This window comes from Phytohabitans sp. LZ39, assembly GCF_059359075.1.
On the sequence record NZ_JCADBM010000019.1, the window covers coordinates 80,988 to 99,439 of the forward strand.

Genomic DNA, 18,452 nt, shown 5'->3' on the forward strand with positions numbered 1-18,452 from the left:
CTCAAATCTCTGTCTGAATAAGGGATTCAGCGGTCGAAGTTACCCCGACTCCGAAAGGTCTCTAGGTGGGTGGGGGTTCGAGGTCGCAGCTCAGGCGGGACCAGTTGGCCGCCGCGATGGTGTTGGGGTGGTCGTCGCCCAGCACGCGGCGGTAGCTGCCGTGCAGCGACTCCATCAGCGCGTTGGCGCCTGTGCGGTCGCCGTCGGCGCGGCGGCTGATCGCCAGGTTGCTGCCGGCGGCCAGGGTGTCCGGGTGTTCGGCGCCGAGCACCTCGCGGATGCGTGGGTAGGCCTGCTCGTCGCTGGCCCGCGCGCCGCTGAAGTCGCCGGACTGGAAGAGTTCGTCGCCGAGGTTGACCGCGGCGGCCAGCGTGTACGGGTGGTCGGGTCCGACGGTCGCCGTGAAGCGTTCGACCACATTGCGGGTGAGCTCGCGGGCGGCCGCGACGTCGCCGGCCTTGCGCATGAAGATGGCCAGGTTGTTGCCGTACGCCAGCGTGAACGCGTGGTCTTCGCCCATCGACGAGCGGTACCACTCGTACACCGGTGTGGCCCGGCGGCGGGCGCTCAGGTCCTGGCCGAGGGCCGACTCGTCGCAGGCGAGGTTCATCGCGCAGGCCAGCGAGTCGGGATGCTGCGGCCCGTGCACGCGCAGCGAGCGGGCCAGCGTGTCGGTGCTCAACGCGTACGCCTGCTCGAACTCGCCGAGCTTGCGGAGCGTCACCGCGAAGTTTTTCGCCGCGCGCAGTGACTCGGGGTGGTCTTCGCCGAGCACCCGGCGGTGGCCGTTGAGCGCGGTCTCCAGCACCCGCCGCGACTCGCGCAGGTCGCCGGTGTCGCGGAGGTCGCGCCCGTAGTTGCCGGCCGAGTAGAGCGTCCACGGGTGCATCTCGCCGTGTACGGCCCGCCGGCGCTGGAGCGTGCGCTCCTGGAGGATCAGCGCGGCCCGCAGGTCGCCGACGAGGCGCAGCGAGATGGCCAGGTTGTGGCCGGCGGTGAGTGTGCGCGGGTGCTCCTCGCCGAAGGCCTCCCGCCACCGGGACTCGATCTGCTCGTCGAGGTCGCGGGCCCGCTTTACCTGGCCGAGCGCGCGCAGGTCGGCCGCCAGGCCGCCGCCGGCCATCAGCGTGTACGGGTGGTCTTCGCCGGCCGTGCGGGTCAGCCGGTTGTAGACGTCGTCGTCGATGGCGTACGCCGCGGTGTAGTCGGCCTGGAGGCGCAGCGCGCAGGCCAGGTTGTATCGCATCATCAGCGTGGACTGGTCGTCCGGGCCGTGCTCGCGCTCCCACTGCGCGATCGCCTGCTCCGCGAACGCCTGCGCGGTGGGGTAGTCGGAGATCTTCCACAGGTAGCGGCCCACGTCGAGGACGAGCTGCCGGACATGTGGCGAGTCGGAGTCGAGCACGCCGGAGGGGAGCAGGTGCGGCCACAGGTCGGCGTAGAGCGGCCAGTACTCGGCGTTGTCGGCGTCGCCCGGGTTGGCGGCGGCCAGGATCTCGTGTACCTGGTGCAGGTTTTCCGCCCGCTGCTCCGGGGTGAGCGTGGCCCGGATGATGGTCTGCATCAGCCGGTGGAGCTGGATGCTCTGGCCGCCCCCGTCGTCGCCGCGGTCGGCGATCCGGCGGCGTACCGAGGATGTGGGGCCGGGGCGGCCGGAGTCGATGCGGGCCAGGGCGTACCGGCTGATCTCGCGCATGGCGCGGCCCATCAGCATGCGCTCGCGCAGCGCCGGGTCGAACGGCAGCAGCGCCTCGATGAACCGGTCACTGTAGACCAGCGAGACCGGGATCGGCTCGGGCGCGAAGAACGCGCAGATCTCCAGGAGCTTGGCGGCGGCGGGGCTGCGCCCGCGGAGGCTGTCGAGCGACACCAGCCAGGGCTGGGCGGAGCTGGCCTGGTAGTCAGGTGGCAGCTCCTCTTCGAGCATCCGCAGCGGCTGGGTCTCCAGCAGCTCCAGGTAGTGCGAGACCGGCATCGCGGTGGCGGCCAGCCAGGCGCCGGCCTGCTCGATGGCGAGCGGGAGGTCGCCGAGCCGCTCCGCGACGAGCTGGGCGTCGGCGTCGGCCAGGTGCGGGATCCGCCGGTGGAGGAAGGCGACGCTCTCCTCGCGGGTGAAGACGCCGACCTCGACGACGTGTGCCTCGCGGGCCCAGGCCTGGTCGCGGGTCGTGATGATCACGTGGCCGGGGCCCTGCGGCAGGTAGTCGCGGAGCTGGGCCGGGTCGTCGGCGTTGTCGAAGACGAGCAGCCACCGCCGGTGTGGCCGGCCCTGGCGCAGCGCCTCCAGGCCGGCGCGCACCCGCTCGCTGACGTTGTCGCCGGTGGGCAGTCCGAGCTGCTCGGCGAGGGCGGCCAGGGAGGAGCGGACGACGCTCGTCTGCTGTGCGGAGACCCACCACACCACGTCGTAGTCGGCGCGGAAACGGTGTGCGTACTCCAAGGCGATCTGTGTCTTGCCCACGCCGCCGAGACCGTGCAGCGCCTGCGGCACCACCGCGGTGCCTGTGGCGGAGAGGCGGTTGCGCAGGGCCTCCAGCGTGCGGCGCCGGCCGGTGAACGTGCCGTTGCGTTGCGGGACGCTCCACAGTGGTGGCTCCAGCGCGGGGAAGCGTCGCCGCGGCGTGGCGCCCTCCTCCTGGGCCGGGGCCGCCGGGCGCGGGTAGACCGGCTGGTCGAGCGCCTCCAGCAGCACCTCGGTGGCCCGCTGCTCGGTGAGCCCTGCGAGGTCGACCGGCACCCGGTCGTGGAACGGCGGCCCGACGCGCACGTTGTCGAGCCGCACCGGCACGAGGAAGGGCGTGCCGCTCACCGGGTCGCGGCTGGCCAGGAGCTTCCACAGCTCGGCCGCGTTGGGCGACTGGACGTAATCCTGGGAGAGCAGCACGATCGCCCGGGTCGCGTCGGTGAGCAGCGCGGCCACGTCGCCGCCGGCGTCGGAGTCGGCCGGGAAGTCGACCTCGCGCATCGCGACCCGCAGGCCGGCGTCGTCGAGCTCGCCGCTGATCCACTCCGCCCACATCCGGTCGACGGCCGCGTAGCTGATGAACACGTCGGAGGTGCCCGCCGTGCGGCGCCGCTCGAACGCGGCCAGCCACCGCCGGCGCACCCGCTCGTCGAGCGGCGTCATCTGCTCCACGTCGCCTTCGGTGACCACCTTGGCCAGCCGCTCGTACGCCGCCAGCAGCGAGTTTTCCTGGCGGGACCGGTCGCCGAACGCGGACAGGATCTCCTCGTACGCGTAGAACGGCTTGTACGGGATCTCGACGTCGCCCCAGTACTCGTTGACGTCTTCGGGCGACTGCCGGCTGAGGAACGGCGCGAAGCTCTGGCGGGCGTAGTCGCGCCCGGCCTCCAGCTTGCCCTGCTCGGAGTCTTCGACCCGCATCGGCACGGGCAGCAGCCGCACCGGGCGGTCGGTGCGCTGCCGGGCGATCGACTTGGCCACGGACAGGGCGCCGTCGATGCTCTGCGCGTTCATCGTGAAGCAGTCGATGACCACGTCGGGCAGGCGCACCGTGCAGATGCCGCCGCCGTCGCTCACGCCGGTGCGGCTGTCGATGAGCACGTAGTCGTAGTTTTCCCGCATGTTGCGGCGCAGCGCGTCGAGGAACGTGTTGCCGGCCATCCGCTCGTAGAACGCCGACCAGTCGAACGTGCTGACCACCCGCGTGTACGACGAGTCCTGCTGGCCGGCCGGGAGGAAGTCGAGGAAACCCCGGCCGGGAAACTGCCAGTCGAGCGAGACCGCGTAGCGCAGGACGTCGGCGTGCGACTCCAGCCACTCGGTGGTCTCCGAGTCGTGGATCGGCTGCATCATCGCGGTCGCGTAGTCGCGGATCATGTCGATCACGCCGGGCGAGGTGCGCAGCTGCTTGTCCAGGAGGAACGGGTGGTAATACTTGTGCAGCCCGGGCGACTCCAGATCCCAGTCGACCGCGAGCACGCGCTTGCCCTGGCTGGCCAGGATCCACGCGACGTTGGCGAGGGCCATGGTGCGGCCGGTGCCACCCTTGTACGAGTAGAACGTGACGATGGTGCCGCCGTTGCTCTCCGTCACGGTCGTCCCTCCCCTTTGGAAACCCTTCGCTCAAACCCGTTCTCGCTGCGCTGCGGGCGGGCCCGAGGCTCCAAGCGCTCTGCAATTTTGATTCGCTCGCTGCGCTCCCTCATGGCGCGTCGAGCATGGGGCGGTCGGAACTGACCTCCCCGCCTGGCTGCCGCTGGATGTGGCCACTCACGAACATGCGGTTGACCGCCACCTCCAGCACAGCCGGCAGATCCTGCTCGAACGCCTGGAAGGTGGGGATGTTGGAGCGGTAGAGCTCGTCATCCTCCGAGGTGCGCCGGAAAATCCGCCGGCACTCCTCGGAAAGTCGACGCCAGTGCGCCACTGTCTCGCGGTCGTCGAGGCTGCGCGGGATCAGCACGGCCGTGGTGGGCTCACGGTCGCGCGTCTCGCGGGTGTTGTACGCCGTGAGCGCCTGGGTGGCCTCCTCCAGCTCGGTCACCCAGGCGTCGACCAGCAACACGACGATCTGGTTGTGCTGGCTTGCCACCTCGGCCCGCTCGGCCAGCTCCTCCAGGTCGCCGACCCGGGAGGCGAGGCTGCGGCTCTCCGCGATCGCCGACGCGTACTCGGCGAGCGGGCTGGACCGTGTGGGTAGGTAGGGCGCCCAGTCGCGCGGGCGGTCGCCGTACACGGCGCGGTCGGAGCGGACGGAGTGCGCCTTGCTCCGGGTCAGCGCCGCGACGACAAAGTGGACGGTGAGGGGGTCGAGGGCGGCAGCCCCCTCGGATCCGTTGAGCGACTCGGGACGGCTCGGGGCCGGTGCGTGGAAGACGCTCGGCGCGCTTTCCAGGTCGGGATAGCTGTGTCCTTCCGGGATCGGGTGTGCCTCGGCGCTGTCGACGATCTGGCCGGCGAGCTCGAACACGAACTCCCGGTAGGCGTCCTGGTGGCGCTGGAGCCGCATCAGCTGGCGCACGCAGTTGTCGCCGAGCAGGTCGGAGGAGAACTGGATACGGGCCGCGACGGGATGCATCTTGCTGGGTGGAAGGGGCACCCAGAGCAGGGGCTTGAGGACTGAGGGGTCCACGCCCATCTCTTCCACGTAGCGGGCCACGCGATCGGAGAAGATCTGCCACTCCTGGCCGCAGGGACGGCTCAGAAAGTAGCGGGGGGACAACAGTGCGATGAACGATCGGCATTGGGAAAGGGCGTCCGCGAGCTCGGCCGACCAAATCGTCCCCGACTTCATGCGGGCGTCGATGAAGCCCACCTCGGCGTCTTTGTGCAGGCCCGCGCGGACCCGCACTTCCACGCTGAGATCGTTGTAGAACTGCCGGACCAGGTCGTCTTCGTCTCCGCGGGCGTAGCTGAGAAAGAAGTAGAGCAACCGCACCTCCGAGCCGGGCTTGGCCGGTCCAACCCCGGCGTTGCCGGGCGAAGCGCTCCGGCACCGAGAGACACTTAACGGTGAGTATAAATGCCGAAACCAAGCGCGACAGACCCATCTTCACCCGCAGGCGTCGTGGAGGGTCAATTCCAAGATAGAGATTTGAGCTACCGCGATGTCCGTCGTGGTCCGGACCGCTGCTCCCGCGGCCTCACCCTCCGCGGTTCACAACCCAACCCTGCCCCTGGTCGCCCACACACGCGGCTCGCAACCTCGCCTGCCCGCCGCCGGCGGGGGGGCTTCCCGTGGGGAAGCAGAGCAAGCGTGCCCGGGTCCAGGCCCGCAATGTCCCCGACATTGCCCGTTCCCGGCGCGAGGAGTGGGCGCGGAGGGTGGGGCCGCGGGAGCAGCGGTCCGGACCACAACGGACATCGCGGTAGCTCGAAAATGTCTTGGAATGGATCTTTTAGGCCCGGCGTGCTCCGGCCGGCCACAGGACCACCACGGGTACGCCTTCCGCCTGTGCCGCGGTGACGACGTCGGCGGTGTCGCCGAGCTTGCGCGAGGGCAGCCCGTCCCAGACGGCCAGGAGCAGCTCGGACTGGCGCAGCACCTCTACGCTGGCGGCCTTGAAGGCGCGCCGGTCGGAGTGGCGAAACGGCATCCGCGACACGTGCGTGGCCTTGCCCAGCAGGCGGTCGAAGTCGTCGCGGTCGACGAGCCGCTCGCGGTAGTCGTCGGCGGGCAGCACCACCGCGAGGTCGCCACCCCGCTCGATCACGGCCCGCGCGAAGATCTGGTCGGCGCCGTCACACAGACAGGTGATGCCGCGCAGCTTGCCGCCCGCGTACCGGCCCAGCTCGGTCGACAGCGCCTCGTAGACCAGAGCGGCGGTGTCCGCCTCCAGCCGGGCGTGTCCGGTGATCCCGATGCGCGCCATTACGAACCTTCCCTCATCCGTACGATGCGAAAGCCGGAGTCGGCCAGCATCGCGGGCAGCTCGCGGATGGCGTCGGAGTTGACGGTCCGGATGCTGTCTGGCAGATCGGCCCAGCTCCGGATCGCCGGGTGCAGCATACGGTCGTCGTCGCGCTCCTCGGCGAACCGCCAGCCCTCGTGCAGCCGGGCGCGTAGCCACCGATCGTGCTCCATACTGGCCAGTCGAGACACCTCGTGGCCGGTGAGCGAGTGCTCGCCACCGGCGGCCACGCGCGGCGCCAGCACGCAGTCGATCGCCCGCAGCTTGCGGCCGATGTCCGCCGCCTGGGCGCGGTTTTCGCCCTTGAGGCGGTCGGGCAGGCGGTGCCAGGGCACCATCGACGGCGTCTCGTCCGCTCCGTCGCCGCGGCGCTGCCGCGCGACGAGGTAGCTCTCGTGGATCACCCGGGCGAGGCGCTCGCCCAGGTCGTCGCGGATCAGACCGGGGTCGCAGGCCGCGTCGACCACGCCGAACAGGCGCAGCGTGCCGGAGACCTCGTCGAAGAGCCGCTCGTCGCGGGCGCCGTCGAAGGCGGCTTGCAACGTGGCCAGCTGGTCCTGTCGCACGATCACGGTGCCCGCGCCGCCCCGCCACAGCCGGTCGGCGATCAGCGCGGTCTTCAGCGCCCGCTGCTCGTCCTCGTAGCAGATGAACACCCGGTCCGGCGCCGCCGGCGCCGCCTCCGACGCGAGCACGGTGAGCAGATCCTCGTCGTACGGCGTGAGGTCGCAGGCCTTGCTGAGGAACGGGTAGCGGAAGGTCAGCTCGTCGATCAGCTGGGTGGCCGCGGCGTCGACCACGGCCACCTCGACCCGCCACATCGCGGCCGGCGCGAGCACCCGCCACTGCCGGGCGATCTCCACGATGATGGCGCGGCCGAACGCCGTGGCGCCGACGACGAGGAACCGGGGCGGCCGGTCGAGCGGCGGGATGATCGGGTCCTTGGTGAGCAGGTGTCGCGCGGCCAGGTCGTCGATGTTGAAGAAGTCGAGCCGGATCTTGGGCGGGTCGGTCGTGCCGAGGTGCCGCGCTTGCAGTGCCAGGCACAGCTCGGGATCCTGCACCTGGGCGTACACGGCGAGTGGCCGCTCGCCGCGCTCCCGGCGGCCGGCCGCGAGCGCGACCGCCGTGTTGGTGGCGCTGTCTTCCGCGCACGCGTAGAGGGCGCTGGCGTGTGCGACGCCGGCCGCCCGCAGCACGTCCGGGTTGCGGGCGTCGCCGAGCACCCACAGTGGTCCGCGCCGGCCGTCGGGCACTCCGATCCGGCTCTCGGCGATGTGCACCACCCGGTGTCCGGTCGCGCGCAACTGCCGGGACAGGCTCATCGCCATCGGGCCGTCCCCGCAGACCACCACGTGACCGCGGGCCCGCCGGGCGCGCAGCCGCTGCGCCTCCGCGGCGAAGACGAGCCGGAGGGCCTCGACGAGCGCGTAGAACGTGACGCCGGGTGCCGCGAAGCGGGCGATCTCCAGCGAGATCGGGTAGGGCCCGTTGTCACCCGTCGTCGGCGACTCGAGCACGAAGAGCTGGAGCGCGCCGTAGAGGACGTCCGGGAACCGGGCCGAGGGCCCCATATACTGATGAAGCCCTATGTATCCAAACAGGAGGGACAGGGCCGCGGCGGTGGCGAAGAGGGCACGCATGCCGACGACAGGGGTGTACCGCTTGTCACCGGCCACGCCCACCTCCCCATCGGTGCGTAGTCATTCTATTACTGAAAGCGATCAATGGCTCTCATGATTTTGTTCAGCATGGCTGTACGATGCGGGGCGTGACCACTGCTCTGCCGCCTGTCGGCGAGCGCATCCGTGAGGCGCGGATGCGCCACGGCATGAGCCTGCGTGCCTTGGCGCGGGCGGTGGGCGTGTCGGCAAGTCTGATCTCCCAGATCGAGACCGGCAAGAGTCGCCCGTCGGTCAGCACCCTCTATGCCATAACCCGGGCCCTGGAGATCTCCGTCGAAGACGTCTTCGACGGCGCCGAGCCGGACGGGGCGGCCGACCTCGGCTCACCGGCCGGTGTCGTGCTCCAGGCGGTGCACGGCGTCACCCAGCCGGCCGGGCACCGCATCGGCCCCATCGTCCGTCCCGAGGCGCGTGAGGTGCTGCAACTCGACTCGGGCGTGACCTGGGAGCGGCTCGGTCACCTGCCCGGCACCCGCATCGACTTCCTGCTGGTGACGTACGCGCCGGGCGGCAGCTCGTCCAGCGGCGACCAGCTCATGCGCCACTCCGGCCTGGAGTACGGCTTCGTGCTGGAGGGCGAGCTGACCCTCACGCTCGGGTTCGAGGAGCACCTGCTGCGCCCCGGCGACGCGGTCTCGTTTCCGTCGAGCACGCCACACCGCTACCGCAACGACGGGGTCACTCCCGCGGTCGGCGTCTGGTACGTGCACGAGGAGCCTTGAGAAGTGCTGTGAACCGTTAAGTGACGCTTGACACGGGCCATTAACACGTCCTTCACTGAGGGGGTCGCCTCAGTGAGGAGGACGCGGTGGCTATCCGCACGTTCGGGACCAACGCCGTCGACTGGGAAGAGCGCATCGACCTGGATCGGCTGCGCCGTGAGCGCCTTGACCGGCTCAAGGCCCAGCTGGACGCGTCGGAGTTCGGCGCGCTGCTCACGTTCGACTTCTCCAACATCCGCTATCTGACGTCAACACACATCGGCACCTGGGCGATGGACAAGCTGATCCGGTTCGCCGTGCTGCCGCGCGGCGGCGAGCCGGTGATCTGGGACTTCGGGTCAGCCGCCCGCCACCACCAGCTCTACAACCCGTGGCTCGACGGCACCGAGCGGGCCCGGGCCGGGATCTCCACGCTGCGCGGGGCGTTCCACCCGGACGCGGGCATCGCCGCCGACGTGGCCAAGAAGGTCGCCGACGTGCTGCGCGAGCACGGCGTGGCCGACGCGCCGGTCGGCGTCGACATCGTCGAAATGCCGATCCTGGCGGCGCTCCAGGCCGAGGGGCTGACGGTCGTGGACGGTCAGCAGGTCTTCCTGGAGTCCCGGCGGATCAAGACGCGCGACGAGATCAGCCTGCTCGCGCAGGCCTGCGCGATGGTCGACGCGGCGTACGAGGAGCTGTACGAGTTCCTCCGCCCCGGCGTGCGGGAGAACGAGTGCGTGGGCCTGGTCAGCAAGGTGCTCTACGACCTCGGCAGCGAGTACGTCGAGGGAGTAAACGCGATCTCCGGCGAGCGGTGCGCGCCCCACCCGCACGTGTACAGCGACCGGCTGATCCGTCCCGGCGACCCGGCGTTCTTCGACATCCTGCACAGCCACATGGGCTACCGCACGTGCTACTACCGCTGCTTCGCCGTGGGCAGCGCGTCGCGCGGGATGCGCGACGCCTACACCCGTTGCCGGGAGTACATGGACCAGGCGATCGCGCTGGTCAAGCCGGGCACGACGACCGCCGACATCGTGTCGCTGTGGCCGCGCGCGGAAGAGTTCGGCTTCCCGGACGAGATGGCCGCGTTCGCCCTCCAGTACGGCCACGGCGTCGGCCTCTCCATCTGGGAGAAGCCGGTCTTCAGCCGGCTCGTCTCGCTCGACCATCCCGAAGTGCTCGAAGAGGGCATGGTCTTCGCGCTGGAGACGTACTGGCCGGCGGGTGACGGCTACTCCGCGGCCCGGATCGAGGAGGAGGTCGTGGTCACCGCCGACGGGTGCGAGGTGATCACGAAGTTTCCCGCCGAAAAGCTGCTGATCGCCGGGCGCCGCTACTGGACCGTCGACGGCCCGCTGCCCGGCGAGCGCGAGGCACAGTCGCATCTCAACACCCCGAACGGGAGCCGCCAATGACGCCCGAGGAGCTGCTCGACGCGTACGCGGAGATGGTCCTGATCCGGCGCACCGAGAAGGCGGCGCACGACCTGTTCATGTCCGGGCTGGTCAAGGGCACCACCCACCTGGCGGCCGGGCACGAGGCGGTGGCGGTCGGCGCGAGCGCCGCGCTGCGGCCGGACGACTACGTCTTCGCCACCTACCGGGGCCACCACCACGCGCTCGCGCGGGGTGCGACGCCCGAGGAGTGCCTGGCCGAGCTGATGAGCCGGGCCACCGGCCTGTGCCAGGCCAAGGGCGGCTCGATGCACCTGACCAAGGCGGCCAACGGCATGCTCGGGTCGTACGCGATCGTCGGCGCCCATCTGCCGATGGCGGCCGGGGCGGCCTGGTCGGCGAAGCTGCGCGGCAGCGGCCAGGTGGCGGTGGCGTTCTTCGGCGACGGCGCGACCAACATCGGCGCGTTTCACGAGGCGCTCAACCTGGCCGCGGTGTGGTCGCTGCCCGCGCTGTTCATCTGCGAAAACAACCTCTACATGGAGTACACGCCGATCGAGGCGGTGACCGCGGTGCCCAACCCGGCCGCCGACCGCGCGGGTGGCTACAACATGCCGGCCGAGATCATCGACGGCAACGACGTGGTGGTCGTGCACGAGACGGTGGCGCGGGCGGCGGAGCGGGCGCGCAAGGGCGACGGGCCGACGCTGATCGAGGCGCAGACCTACCGCCACTTCGGGCACAGCCGGGCCGACCCGGCCAAGTACCGCCCGGCCGACGAGGTGGAGCGGTGGATGAAGCACGACCCACTCGACGTGGCCCGCGCGCGGCTCGAGGCGCTGGGCGTGTCACCCGAGGTGATCGCGGACCGCGACCGGCGGGCGGCGGCCACTGTGGACGAAGCCATCGCGGCGGCCAAGAAGGCGCCGGAGCCGGAGCCGGCGCTGGCGTTCACCGACGTGTGGGCGGACGGGGGAGCGGCATGGCGGACGTGAAGTTCACCTACCGGGACGCGGTGGCCGAGGGGATCGCCCGCGAGATGCGCCGCGACCCGAGCGTCGTCTGCCTGGGGGAAGACATCGGCGCGGCGGAGGGCGTGTTCAAGACGACCGTCGGGCTCTTCAAGGAGTTCGGGCCGTCGCGGGTGTGGGACACGCCGATCTCCGAGCAGGCGATCGTCGGAGCGGCCATGGGCGCGGCGATGACCGGCATGCGTCCGGTCGCCGAGATCATGTTCAGCGACTTCCTCGCCTGCTGCTGGGACTACCTGGCCAACGAGATCCCCAAGGCGCGCTACATGACCGGCGGCCAGGTGACCGTGCCGCTGGTGGTGCGCACGGCCAACGGCGGCGGGCTCGGCTTCGGCGCCCAGCACTCGCAGGCCGTGGAAAACTGGGCGTTCACCGTACCCGGACTGAAGATCGTGGCGCCGTCCACGCCGGCCGACGTCGTCGGCCTGATGGCGGCGGCGATCCGCAGCGACGACCCGGTCGTCTTCTTCGAACACAAGGCGCTGCTCGCGGGCTCCGGGCCACGCCCACCGGAAGATCACCTGGTCGAGCTCGGCCAGGCGGCGGTCGCCCGGGAGGGCACCGACGTCACCATCGTGGCGCTGGCCTCCACCGTGCCGATGTCGCTGAAGGCGGCCGAGCAGCTGGCCGGCGAGGGCATCTCGGTCGAGGTGATCGACCTGCGCTGCCTCATCCCGCTCGACATGCGCACCGTCCTGCGTTCGCTCGAGCGCACCTCCCGGCTCGTCGTCGTGGAGGAAAACCCCTACCAGGGCGGCTGGGGCGCGACCGTCGTCTCGGTCGTCGCCGACGAAGGTTTCGAACTGCTCGACGCACCGATCAAGCGGGTCGCCGGGGCCAACGTGCCACTGCCGTTCGCCGACTCGCTCGAGGCCGAGGTGATCCCGACCGTCGACAAGGTCACCGACGCGATCCGAAGGCTTTCCGCATATTAAGGGAGACCCTCATGCCCAACCGCATCCTGCTCCGCGGCGGCCATATCCTCACGATGGACCCTCAGCTCGGCGACCTCCCGAAGGGCGACGTGCTGATCGAAGATGACAAGATCGCCGCGATCGAGCCGCAGATAGCGGCGGACGCCGAGGTGGTCGACGCGAGCGGGCGGATCGTGATCCCCGGCTTCGTCGACACCCACCGCCACACGTGGGAGGCGGCGATCCGCGGCGTCGCGCCCAACGCCACGCTCGACGACTACTTCGTCGACGTCCTCGACACGTTCGCGCCGGTGTACACGGCGGAGGACGTGTACGCGAGCAACCTCGCCGGCGCGCTGGAGTGCCTCAACGCGGGCATCACCACGCTCGTCGACTGGTCGCACATCAACAACACGCCAGACCACCCGGACGCCGGCATCCGCGGCCTACAGGAGGCGGGCATCCGGGCGCAGTACGCCTACGGCAGCGCCAACACGTCACTCGCCGACTACTGGTTCGAGAGCAAGATCGTGATCCCGAAGGACGACGTGCGCCGCATCCGGGACACGTACTTCTCCTCCTCCGGCGGGCTGCTGACGATGGCCCTGGCCACCCGCGGTCCCGGCTTCTGCACCGACGACGTGGTGCGCGCCGAGTGGGAGATGGCCCGCGACCTCGGCATCCCGATCACCGTGCACGTGGCGATGGGCCGGCTGGCCGGCCGCTTCGGCATGATCAAGCAGCTCGACGGGCTGGGCCTGCTCGGCGCCGACACCACGTACATCCACTGCTGCTACTTCAGCGAGGAGGAGTGGGAGCTCGTCGCGCGCAGCGGCGGCACCGTCTCCATCGCGCCGCAGGTCGAGGTGCAGATGGGCCACGGCTGGCCGCCGGTGGCCAAGTCCATCGAGTACGGGCTGCGCCCGAGCCTCTCGATCGACGTGGTGACCACGGTGCCGGGCGACATGTTCACCCAGATCCGCAGCGCGTTCGGCACCGACCGGGCGCGGCGCAACGAGGTGTACTGGCAGAAGAACGAAGCGGCCGAGGGGCACCTCACCGCCCGCCAGATGCTGGAGATCGCCACGCTCAACGGCGCGCACGTGGCCGGTCTGGAAGACCGCACCGGCTCGCTGACGGTCGGCAAGCAGGCCGACATCGTGCTGATCGACGCGGGCGCCATCAACATCGCGCCGGTACACGACGCGGTCGCCGCCGTCACCCTGTGCGCCGACGTGTCCAATGTGGAGGCCGTACTGGTGGCCGGCGAGTTCCGCAAGCGCGACGGCAAGCTCGTCGCGGACGTCGCGCGGGCCCGCCAGCTGGTGGAAAACTCCCGCGATCGCCTGTTGGGCGCGGTGGCCTCCCGGAAGGCCGTGCCGGCGTGAGCGAGCGCAGCGAGCGAACCGTTAGGCACAGCCGGCTTGGAGCCTCGCGGCCGCCCGCGGCGAAGCGAGGACGGCCGTGAGCGATTCACGCCATGTCGTACGGCGGGCGTCGGAGGCGGCGTTCGCCGCCGTCTCCGACGGCTTCTCGCAGTGGTCCATCGTGGACGAGAGCGTGCCCGGCGCGGTGCACACCGGGTTCGCGGTCTGCGAGCTCGCCGCCGGTGCCTCGGTGCCCAGCCGGGTCAACTGGTTCGAGGAGTCGGTCTACCTGCTGAGCGGGTCGGCCGTGATGGACACGCCGGGCGGCTCGTACCGGCTGGAGCCCGGCGACTACGGCCTGGTCAACACCGGCGTGCCGTACGCCTGGCGCAATCCGGGCGACGAGCCGGCCCGGTGGGCGCGGATGCAGGCGCCGCAGCCGCGCGAGCGGTTCGGCGGCGACGCGCTGGCGGTGCCCCTCGCCGCCGCGGGGCCGGTGCTCCCGGTCGACCCGCGCGACCCGCGCACCCAGGCGTTCGGCCACATCTCGCCGCGGCACATGGACCCGGGCAAGCAGAGCCAGGACCTGCTCGCCGTCTCGGCCAGCATGCGTACCGCCCTGCTGGTGTACAGCGGCATCACCGTGAAGATGATGGTGGACAGCGACCTCGGCGCCGACCTGTCCACGATGTTCATGGTCCAGTACGAGCCGGACGGCGTGGCGGGCGCGCACGACCACCCGTTCGAGGAGACCTACCTGATCCTGGAGGGCGCCACCGACGCGACCTTCGACGGCGAGACGTACCGCCTCGAGGTCGGCGACGTGGCCTGGGCCGGGGTCGGCTGCGTGCACGGCTTCGCCAACGCGGGCGACGGGCCGGTGCGCTGGCTGGAGACTCAGGCGCCGCAGCCGCCGCCCCGCCATTCCTACCGCTTCGCCCGTGACTGGACGTACCTTCGCGAGGTTGTCGACAGGGAGGCTCGATGAGTGTTGTGGTTGTCGGCGGTTCCGCGGGCATCGGCCTGGAGGTCGCGCGGTTCTTCGCCGACCTCGGCGACGACGTCCTGTTGACCAGCCGGGACGCCGGCCGGGCCGAGCGGGTGGCCAAGGAGGTCGGTGCCCGCGGCGCGGCGCTCGATCTCGCCCAGCCGGAGACGATCGCCGACGCGCTCGCCGGGGTGGAGCGCGTCGACCATCTCGTGCTGGCCGCGATCGAGCGCGATCACAACACCGCCGCCGAGTACGTGATCGAGCGGGCGCTGCGGCTCGTCACGCTCAAGCTCGTCGGCTACACCGAGGTCGTGCACGCGCTGCTGCCGAAGATGCACGCGGGCAGCTCGATGGTGATCTTCGGCGGCCAGGCGATGCAGCGGCCCTACCCGGGCTCCACCACGGTGTCCACGGTGAACGGTGGCGTGGTCGGGCTCGTGCACACGCTCGCCTGCGAGCTGGCCCCGATCCGGGTCAACGGCATCCACCCGGGCATCGTGGGCGACAGCCCGTACTGGGAGGGCAAGCCGCTCGACGCGGTCGTGGCACGTACGCCGCTCGGTCGGCTGGCGGTCATGAACGAGGTCCGCGACGCCGTTGTCTTCCTGCTCCGCAATGGGGCGATCAACGGTGTCAACCTGCCCGTCGACGGAGGCTGGCTGCTCAAGTGAGAGTCGCGATCATAGGTACCGGCCGGATGGGCGGCGGGATGGCGGTCCGGCTGCGCGAGTCGGGCGCCGACGTCGTGGTGTGGAACCGCACTCCCGAGAAGGCTTCGGCGACCGGCTGCGCCGTGGCACCCACCGCCCGCGAGGCGGCGGCCTCGGCCGACGTCGTGATCGTGTCGCTCGCCGACGACGCCGCGGTGCTCGCCGCCTACGACGGGCCGGACGGCGTCGCGGCCGGGCTCCGCGCCGGCACGGTCGTCGTGGAGAGCAGCACGGTCGACCCGGAGACGGTACGCCGGCTGGAGCCGCTCGTGTCCGGTCGCGGTGCCACGCTGCTGGACGGCCCGGTGTCGGGCAGCATCGCGCTGGTCGAGAAGGGACAGCTGACGTTCATGGTCGGCGGGCCCCCTTCCGGCGTCGACAAGGCGCGGCCGGTGCTCGACCTGCTCGGCCGCCAGGTCTTCCACGTCGGCGAGCTGGGCTCGGGCGAGGTCGTCAAGCTGGCCGTCAACACCGTCGTGCTCGCGCTCAACCAGGCGCTCGCCGAGGCGCTCGTGCTGGCCGACCGGGCCGGGGTGCCCCGCGAGACCACGTACGAGGTGCTCGCCAACAGCGCGATCGGCTCGGCGTTCGTGTCGTACAAGCGCGCGTCGTTCGAGCGGCCGGACGAGACACCGGTGGCGTTCAGCCTCGACCTCGTCGCCAAGGATCTCGACCTGGTCCGCCAGCTCGCCGAGCGGGTCGCCGCCAGGATGCCCCAGGCGGACACCAACCTCGGCGTGGCTACCGCGGCGGTGGCCGCCGAGCTCGGCGGCCGCGACATGAGCGCCGTCGCCGAGTACCTACGGCAGCTCTAGCCACTGGCGGGTGCGCTTGCCCGGCAGGTAGGGCGAGTCGAGGCGCTTGGCCAGCACGCCGCCGACGCCCTGCTCGCGGCTGGCCTGCCGGGCGAACTCGCCGCCGCCGGTGAAGTGCGGTGGCACGAGCCAGTGCGGCCCGGCCAGCTCCAGCGCGGCCAGCAGCTCGCGCCGCTCGGTGTACGGCAGGTCCACGGTGGAGCGGCCTTCGACCCAGAGCAGGTCGACGACGAGGTACTGCACCGGCACCCGGGAGGCCAGGCGGCGGGCGGCCGCGCCGTCGGTGACCCGGGCGCGCGGGCGCAGCGCCGCCTCGCTCACCCGGCCGGCCGCGTCGAACGCCACGATCACGCCGTCGAGCACGCACTCGGTGGGCGCCAGCGCCTCGGCCATCTCGCGCAACTCCGGGTACGAGGCGGTGACGTCCTTCTCGTCGCCGCCGAGCACCCGCGGCCGGCCGCCGGACACGTAGGTCACCGCGCGCACGCCGTCCCAGGCCAGCTCGTACGCCCACGCGTCGTCGTCGGCGGGCAGCTTCGCGGCGCGTACCGGCAGCATCGGCGCGACGAGGTCGGGCATCGGGCTGAACCCGGCCGGCGGCGGATCCATCCGGTGGATCATCCAGTTCTTGCCGTCGGTGCGAAACAGTACGTACCGGCCGGAGACCCGCTCGCCGTGCAGCGTGACGATCACCTCGCGGTCGCGCCACTTCTCGGTCTCGTACGTGCCGCGGTCGAAGATGGTCATCCGGCCGCCGCCGTACTCGCCCGCCGGGATCTCCCCGTGGAAGTCGAGGTACTCCATCGGATGATCCTCAGTCTGTACTGCGAGGTTGTTGCGCGCCGGGTCGCGGGGCACGCCGCGCGGCACCGCCCAGGAGACGAGCACGCCGCCGCGCTCCAGCCGCAGGTCCCAGTGGAGGCTGCTGGCGTGGTGCTGCTGGATCACGAATGCGTCGTCGTCGCCCGCCGCCGGCCGCCCCTCCGGCACCGGCTCCGGCGTGCGCTTGGCATCCCGCTTGCGGCGGTACTCGTCCAGCCGGTCGCCCATAGTCGCAATTGTGGCCGCGTCGTGGCGGCATCGCATGGGCCCCATCTGGGTACCGTGGAAAGCACCTAGCCACCTGGCCCCAGGGGCTGGCGACGTCCCGGTCGGCGCGAAGCGACGATAAGGGACGGAGCCGGCATCCCGGGGCCTAGGCGAGCGGAGCGAGCCCAGCTAACTCAGCCCCGGGGGTGAGGCGTTGGCCTACTTCACCGTCATCCGCCTCGGCGAGGCCGCCCTGGTCTACGCCGAGGGTCCACTCGATGCCACCGTCGCCGCCAGCCTCCACGACGCGCTCGCCGACATCGTCGACGAGCGGGCCACTCCGATAGTCATCGACCTTGTCCGCGTGCCGACCGTCAACGACGGCATCGTCACGGCTCTCGCGGCGGCCGCTTCACGCGCCGCCCAGCAGGGCCGGGGCCTGGAGCTGCGGCTGGCCGCCGGCCAGCGCTTTACCGTGACCGGCGCGGCCCAGCTGCGCCAGGTGATGGGGAGGGCCTACCCGACGGCAGCCTGACCGGTCTCCAGCCGGCGCAGTGCCGCCTCCAGGTGGGGCGGCACCCGGCGGCGGTGCCGCAGCACCCAGGGCAGCTCGGCGAGCGCGTCGTGGAGGCCGCCGCGCCCGTCCGAGGTGGACAGCGCCCGCGCGGCCTCCCGCACCGCCCTGGTCGCCGGCCGTCGCAGCCACGTCGTGAGCAGGTCGTTGCGGATCATCATGCGCCGCCGTGCCGCCGGATCACGGCCGGTGGGCAGGGGCAGGTGGCGCACCACGAGCGTGGGCAGGTAGGCCAGCCCCCAGCCCCGCACGGCCAGGTCCATCGCGAGGAGCGCTTCCTCGCCGTACACGTGGAGCTTGGGCTGGAATCCGCCGACCGCGAGGAAGACGTCTCGCCGGACCACCGCGGCGCAGGCGAGAAAGCCCAGCACCGACGGGCCCGGCTGGGTCGGCGTGGTGCCGAGCGGCGCGGCGGCCATCGCGGCCGAGACCGGGTCGAGCCGCGCCGTGGGCCCGACCAGCACGCGGGCCGCGAGCAGCGCGGTGCTCGGATGCTTGTCGAGCGCGTGCGCGGCCTGGTCGAGGGCGTCGCCCTCCCAGTAGGAGTCGTCGTCGGCGAAGGCCACGTACGGCGTATGGGCCAGAGCGGCACCGGCGTTGCGCGCCGCCGCGCCGGCGTTGACTGGCAGGCGCAACACCCGCACCCGCGGGTGCCGCGCCGCGACGGCCGCCGCGGTGCCATCGGTCGACGCGTTGTCCACGAGGATCACCGGCGCCCGATGCCGAGGGAGCGTGTCGAGCAGCTGCTCACGCCGGTTGTGGCTGGCTACGACGACCGTCACTTTACGCACGGCGCGCTGGATACCCCGCTTCCCGCCGGACATGCGATCGGGGGCGCCCGGTTGGGCGCCCCCGATCAG

The 18,452-nt window shown here is 71.4% G+C and carries 15 protein-coding genes; 9 read left to right on the plus strand and 6 right to left on the minus strand.

The window, feature by feature from the left end:
* Positions 1-61: 61 nt before the first annotated feature.
* The 4 genes from fxsT to AC5L36_RS31265 form a co-directional block, all read right to left on the minus strand.
* Positions 62-4,057, minus strand: coding sequence for an FxSxx-COOH system tetratricopeptide repeat protein (gene fxsT / locus AC5L36_RS31250; RefSeq protein WP_441222356.1), 3,996 nt, complete (start codon positions 4,055-4,057; stop codon positions 62-64).
* A 109-nt stretch (positions 4,058-4,166) separates the two neighbouring features.
* Positions 4,167-5,396, minus strand: coding sequence for a TIR-like protein FxsC (locus AC5L36_RS31255; RefSeq protein ID WP_441222357.1), 1,230 nt, complete (start codon positions 5,394-5,396; stop codon positions 4,167-4,169).
* Positions 5,397-5,862: 466 nt separating this feature from the next.
* Positions 5,863-6,336, minus strand: a complete 474-nt coding sequence (locus AC5L36_RS31260; RefSeq protein ID WP_441222358.1) for a hypothetical protein — start codon at positions 6,334-6,336, stop codon at positions 5,863-5,865.
* Positions 6,336-8,054 carry an NAD-binding protein gene (locus AC5L36_RS31265; RefSeq protein WP_441222359.1) on the minus strand — a complete coding sequence of 573 codons (1,719 nt, stop codon included), beginning with the start codon at positions 8,052-8,054 and terminating at the stop codon, positions 6,336-6,338. The genes AC5L36_RS31260 and AC5L36_RS31265 overlap by 1 nt, the downstream gene beginning before the upstream one ends.
* A gap of 92 nt (positions 8,055-8,146) precedes the next feature.
* Here AC5L36_RS31265 and AC5L36_RS31270 point away from each other — a divergent pair, with 92 nt between their 5' ends.
* The 8 genes from AC5L36_RS31270 (at position 8,147) to AC5L36_RS31305 (ending at position 15,989) form a co-directional block, all read left to right on the plus strand.
* Complete coding sequence (locus AC5L36_RS31270; protein ID WP_441222360.1) at positions 8,147-8,782, plus strand: helix-turn-helix domain-containing protein; 636 nt, start codon at positions 8,147-8,149, stop codon at positions 8,780-8,782.
* Between the two features lie 86 nt (positions 8,783-8,868).
* Positions 8,869-10,182, plus strand: a complete 1,314-nt coding sequence (locus tag AC5L36_RS31275) for a M24 family metallopeptidase (protein WP_441222361.1) — start codon at positions 8,869-8,871, stop codon at positions 10,180-10,182.
* On the plus strand, positions 10,179-11,156 hold the full coding sequence (locus AC5L36_RS31280) for a thiamine pyrophosphate-dependent dehydrogenase E1 component subunit alpha (protein ID WP_441222362.1): 978 nt from the start codon (positions 10,179-10,181) through the stop codon (positions 11,154-11,156). The genes AC5L36_RS31275 and AC5L36_RS31280 overlap by 4 nt, the downstream gene beginning before the upstream one ends.
* Complete coding sequence (locus AC5L36_RS31285; protein ID WP_441222363.1) at positions 11,144-12,127, plus strand: alpha-ketoacid dehydrogenase subunit beta; 984 nt, start codon at positions 11,144-11,146, stop codon at positions 12,125-12,127. Before AC5L36_RS31280 ends, AC5L36_RS31285 begins: the two co-directional genes overlap by 13 nt.
* A gap of 11 nt (positions 12,128-12,138) precedes the next feature.
* Positions 12,139-13,494: an amidohydrolase family protein gene (locus AC5L36_RS31290; RefSeq protein ID WP_441222364.1), complete on the plus strand. Its 1,356-nt coding sequence runs from the start codon at positions 12,139-12,141 to the stop codon at positions 13,492-13,494.
* Between the two features lie 76 nt (positions 13,495-13,570).
* Positions 13,571-14,461 (plus strand): cupin domain-containing protein, encoded by an 891-nt coding sequence (locus AC5L36_RS31295; protein WP_441222365.1) that lies wholly within the window; start codon positions 13,571-13,573, stop codon positions 14,459-14,461.
* A complete protein-coding gene (locus AC5L36_RS31300; RefSeq protein WP_441222366.1) occupies positions 14,458-15,135 on the plus strand; it encodes an SDR family NAD(P)-dependent oxidoreductase in 678 nt (225 codons plus the stop codon). The genes AC5L36_RS31295 and AC5L36_RS31300 overlap by 4 nt, the downstream gene beginning before the upstream one ends.
* Positions 15,132-15,989: an NAD(P)-dependent oxidoreductase gene (locus AC5L36_RS31305; protein ID WP_441222367.1), complete on the plus strand. Its 858-nt coding sequence runs from the start codon at positions 15,132-15,134 to the stop codon at positions 15,987-15,989. The genes AC5L36_RS31300 and AC5L36_RS31305 overlap by 4 nt, the downstream gene beginning before the upstream one ends.
* On the opposite strand, the gene AC5L36_RS31310 is transcribed toward AC5L36_RS31305, so the two are convergent.
* Positions 15,975-17,039 carry a DNA polymerase ligase N-terminal domain-containing protein gene (locus AC5L36_RS31310; RefSeq protein ID WP_441222368.1) on the minus strand — a complete coding sequence of 355 codons (1,065 nt, stop codon included), beginning with the start codon at positions 17,037-17,039 and terminating at the stop codon, positions 15,975-15,977. The genes AC5L36_RS31305 and AC5L36_RS31310 overlap by 15 nt on opposite strands.
* A 193-nt stretch (positions 17,040-17,232) precedes the next feature.
* Here AC5L36_RS31310 and AC5L36_RS31315 point away from each other — a divergent pair, with 193 nt between their 5' ends.
* Entirely contained in the window at positions 17,233-17,553 is a 321-nt protein-coding gene (locus AC5L36_RS31315; protein WP_441222369.1) for an STAS domain-containing protein, read from the plus strand.
* On the opposite strand, the gene AC5L36_RS31320 is transcribed toward AC5L36_RS31315, so the two are convergent.
* Positions 17,535-18,383 (minus strand): glycosyltransferase family 2 protein, encoded by an 849-nt coding sequence (locus AC5L36_RS31320; protein ID WP_441222370.1) that lies wholly within the window; start codon positions 18,381-18,383, stop codon positions 17,535-17,537. The two genes, AC5L36_RS31315 and AC5L36_RS31320, sit on opposite strands and share 19 nt — an antisense overlap.
* Positions 18,384-18,452 lie beyond the last annotated feature (69 nt).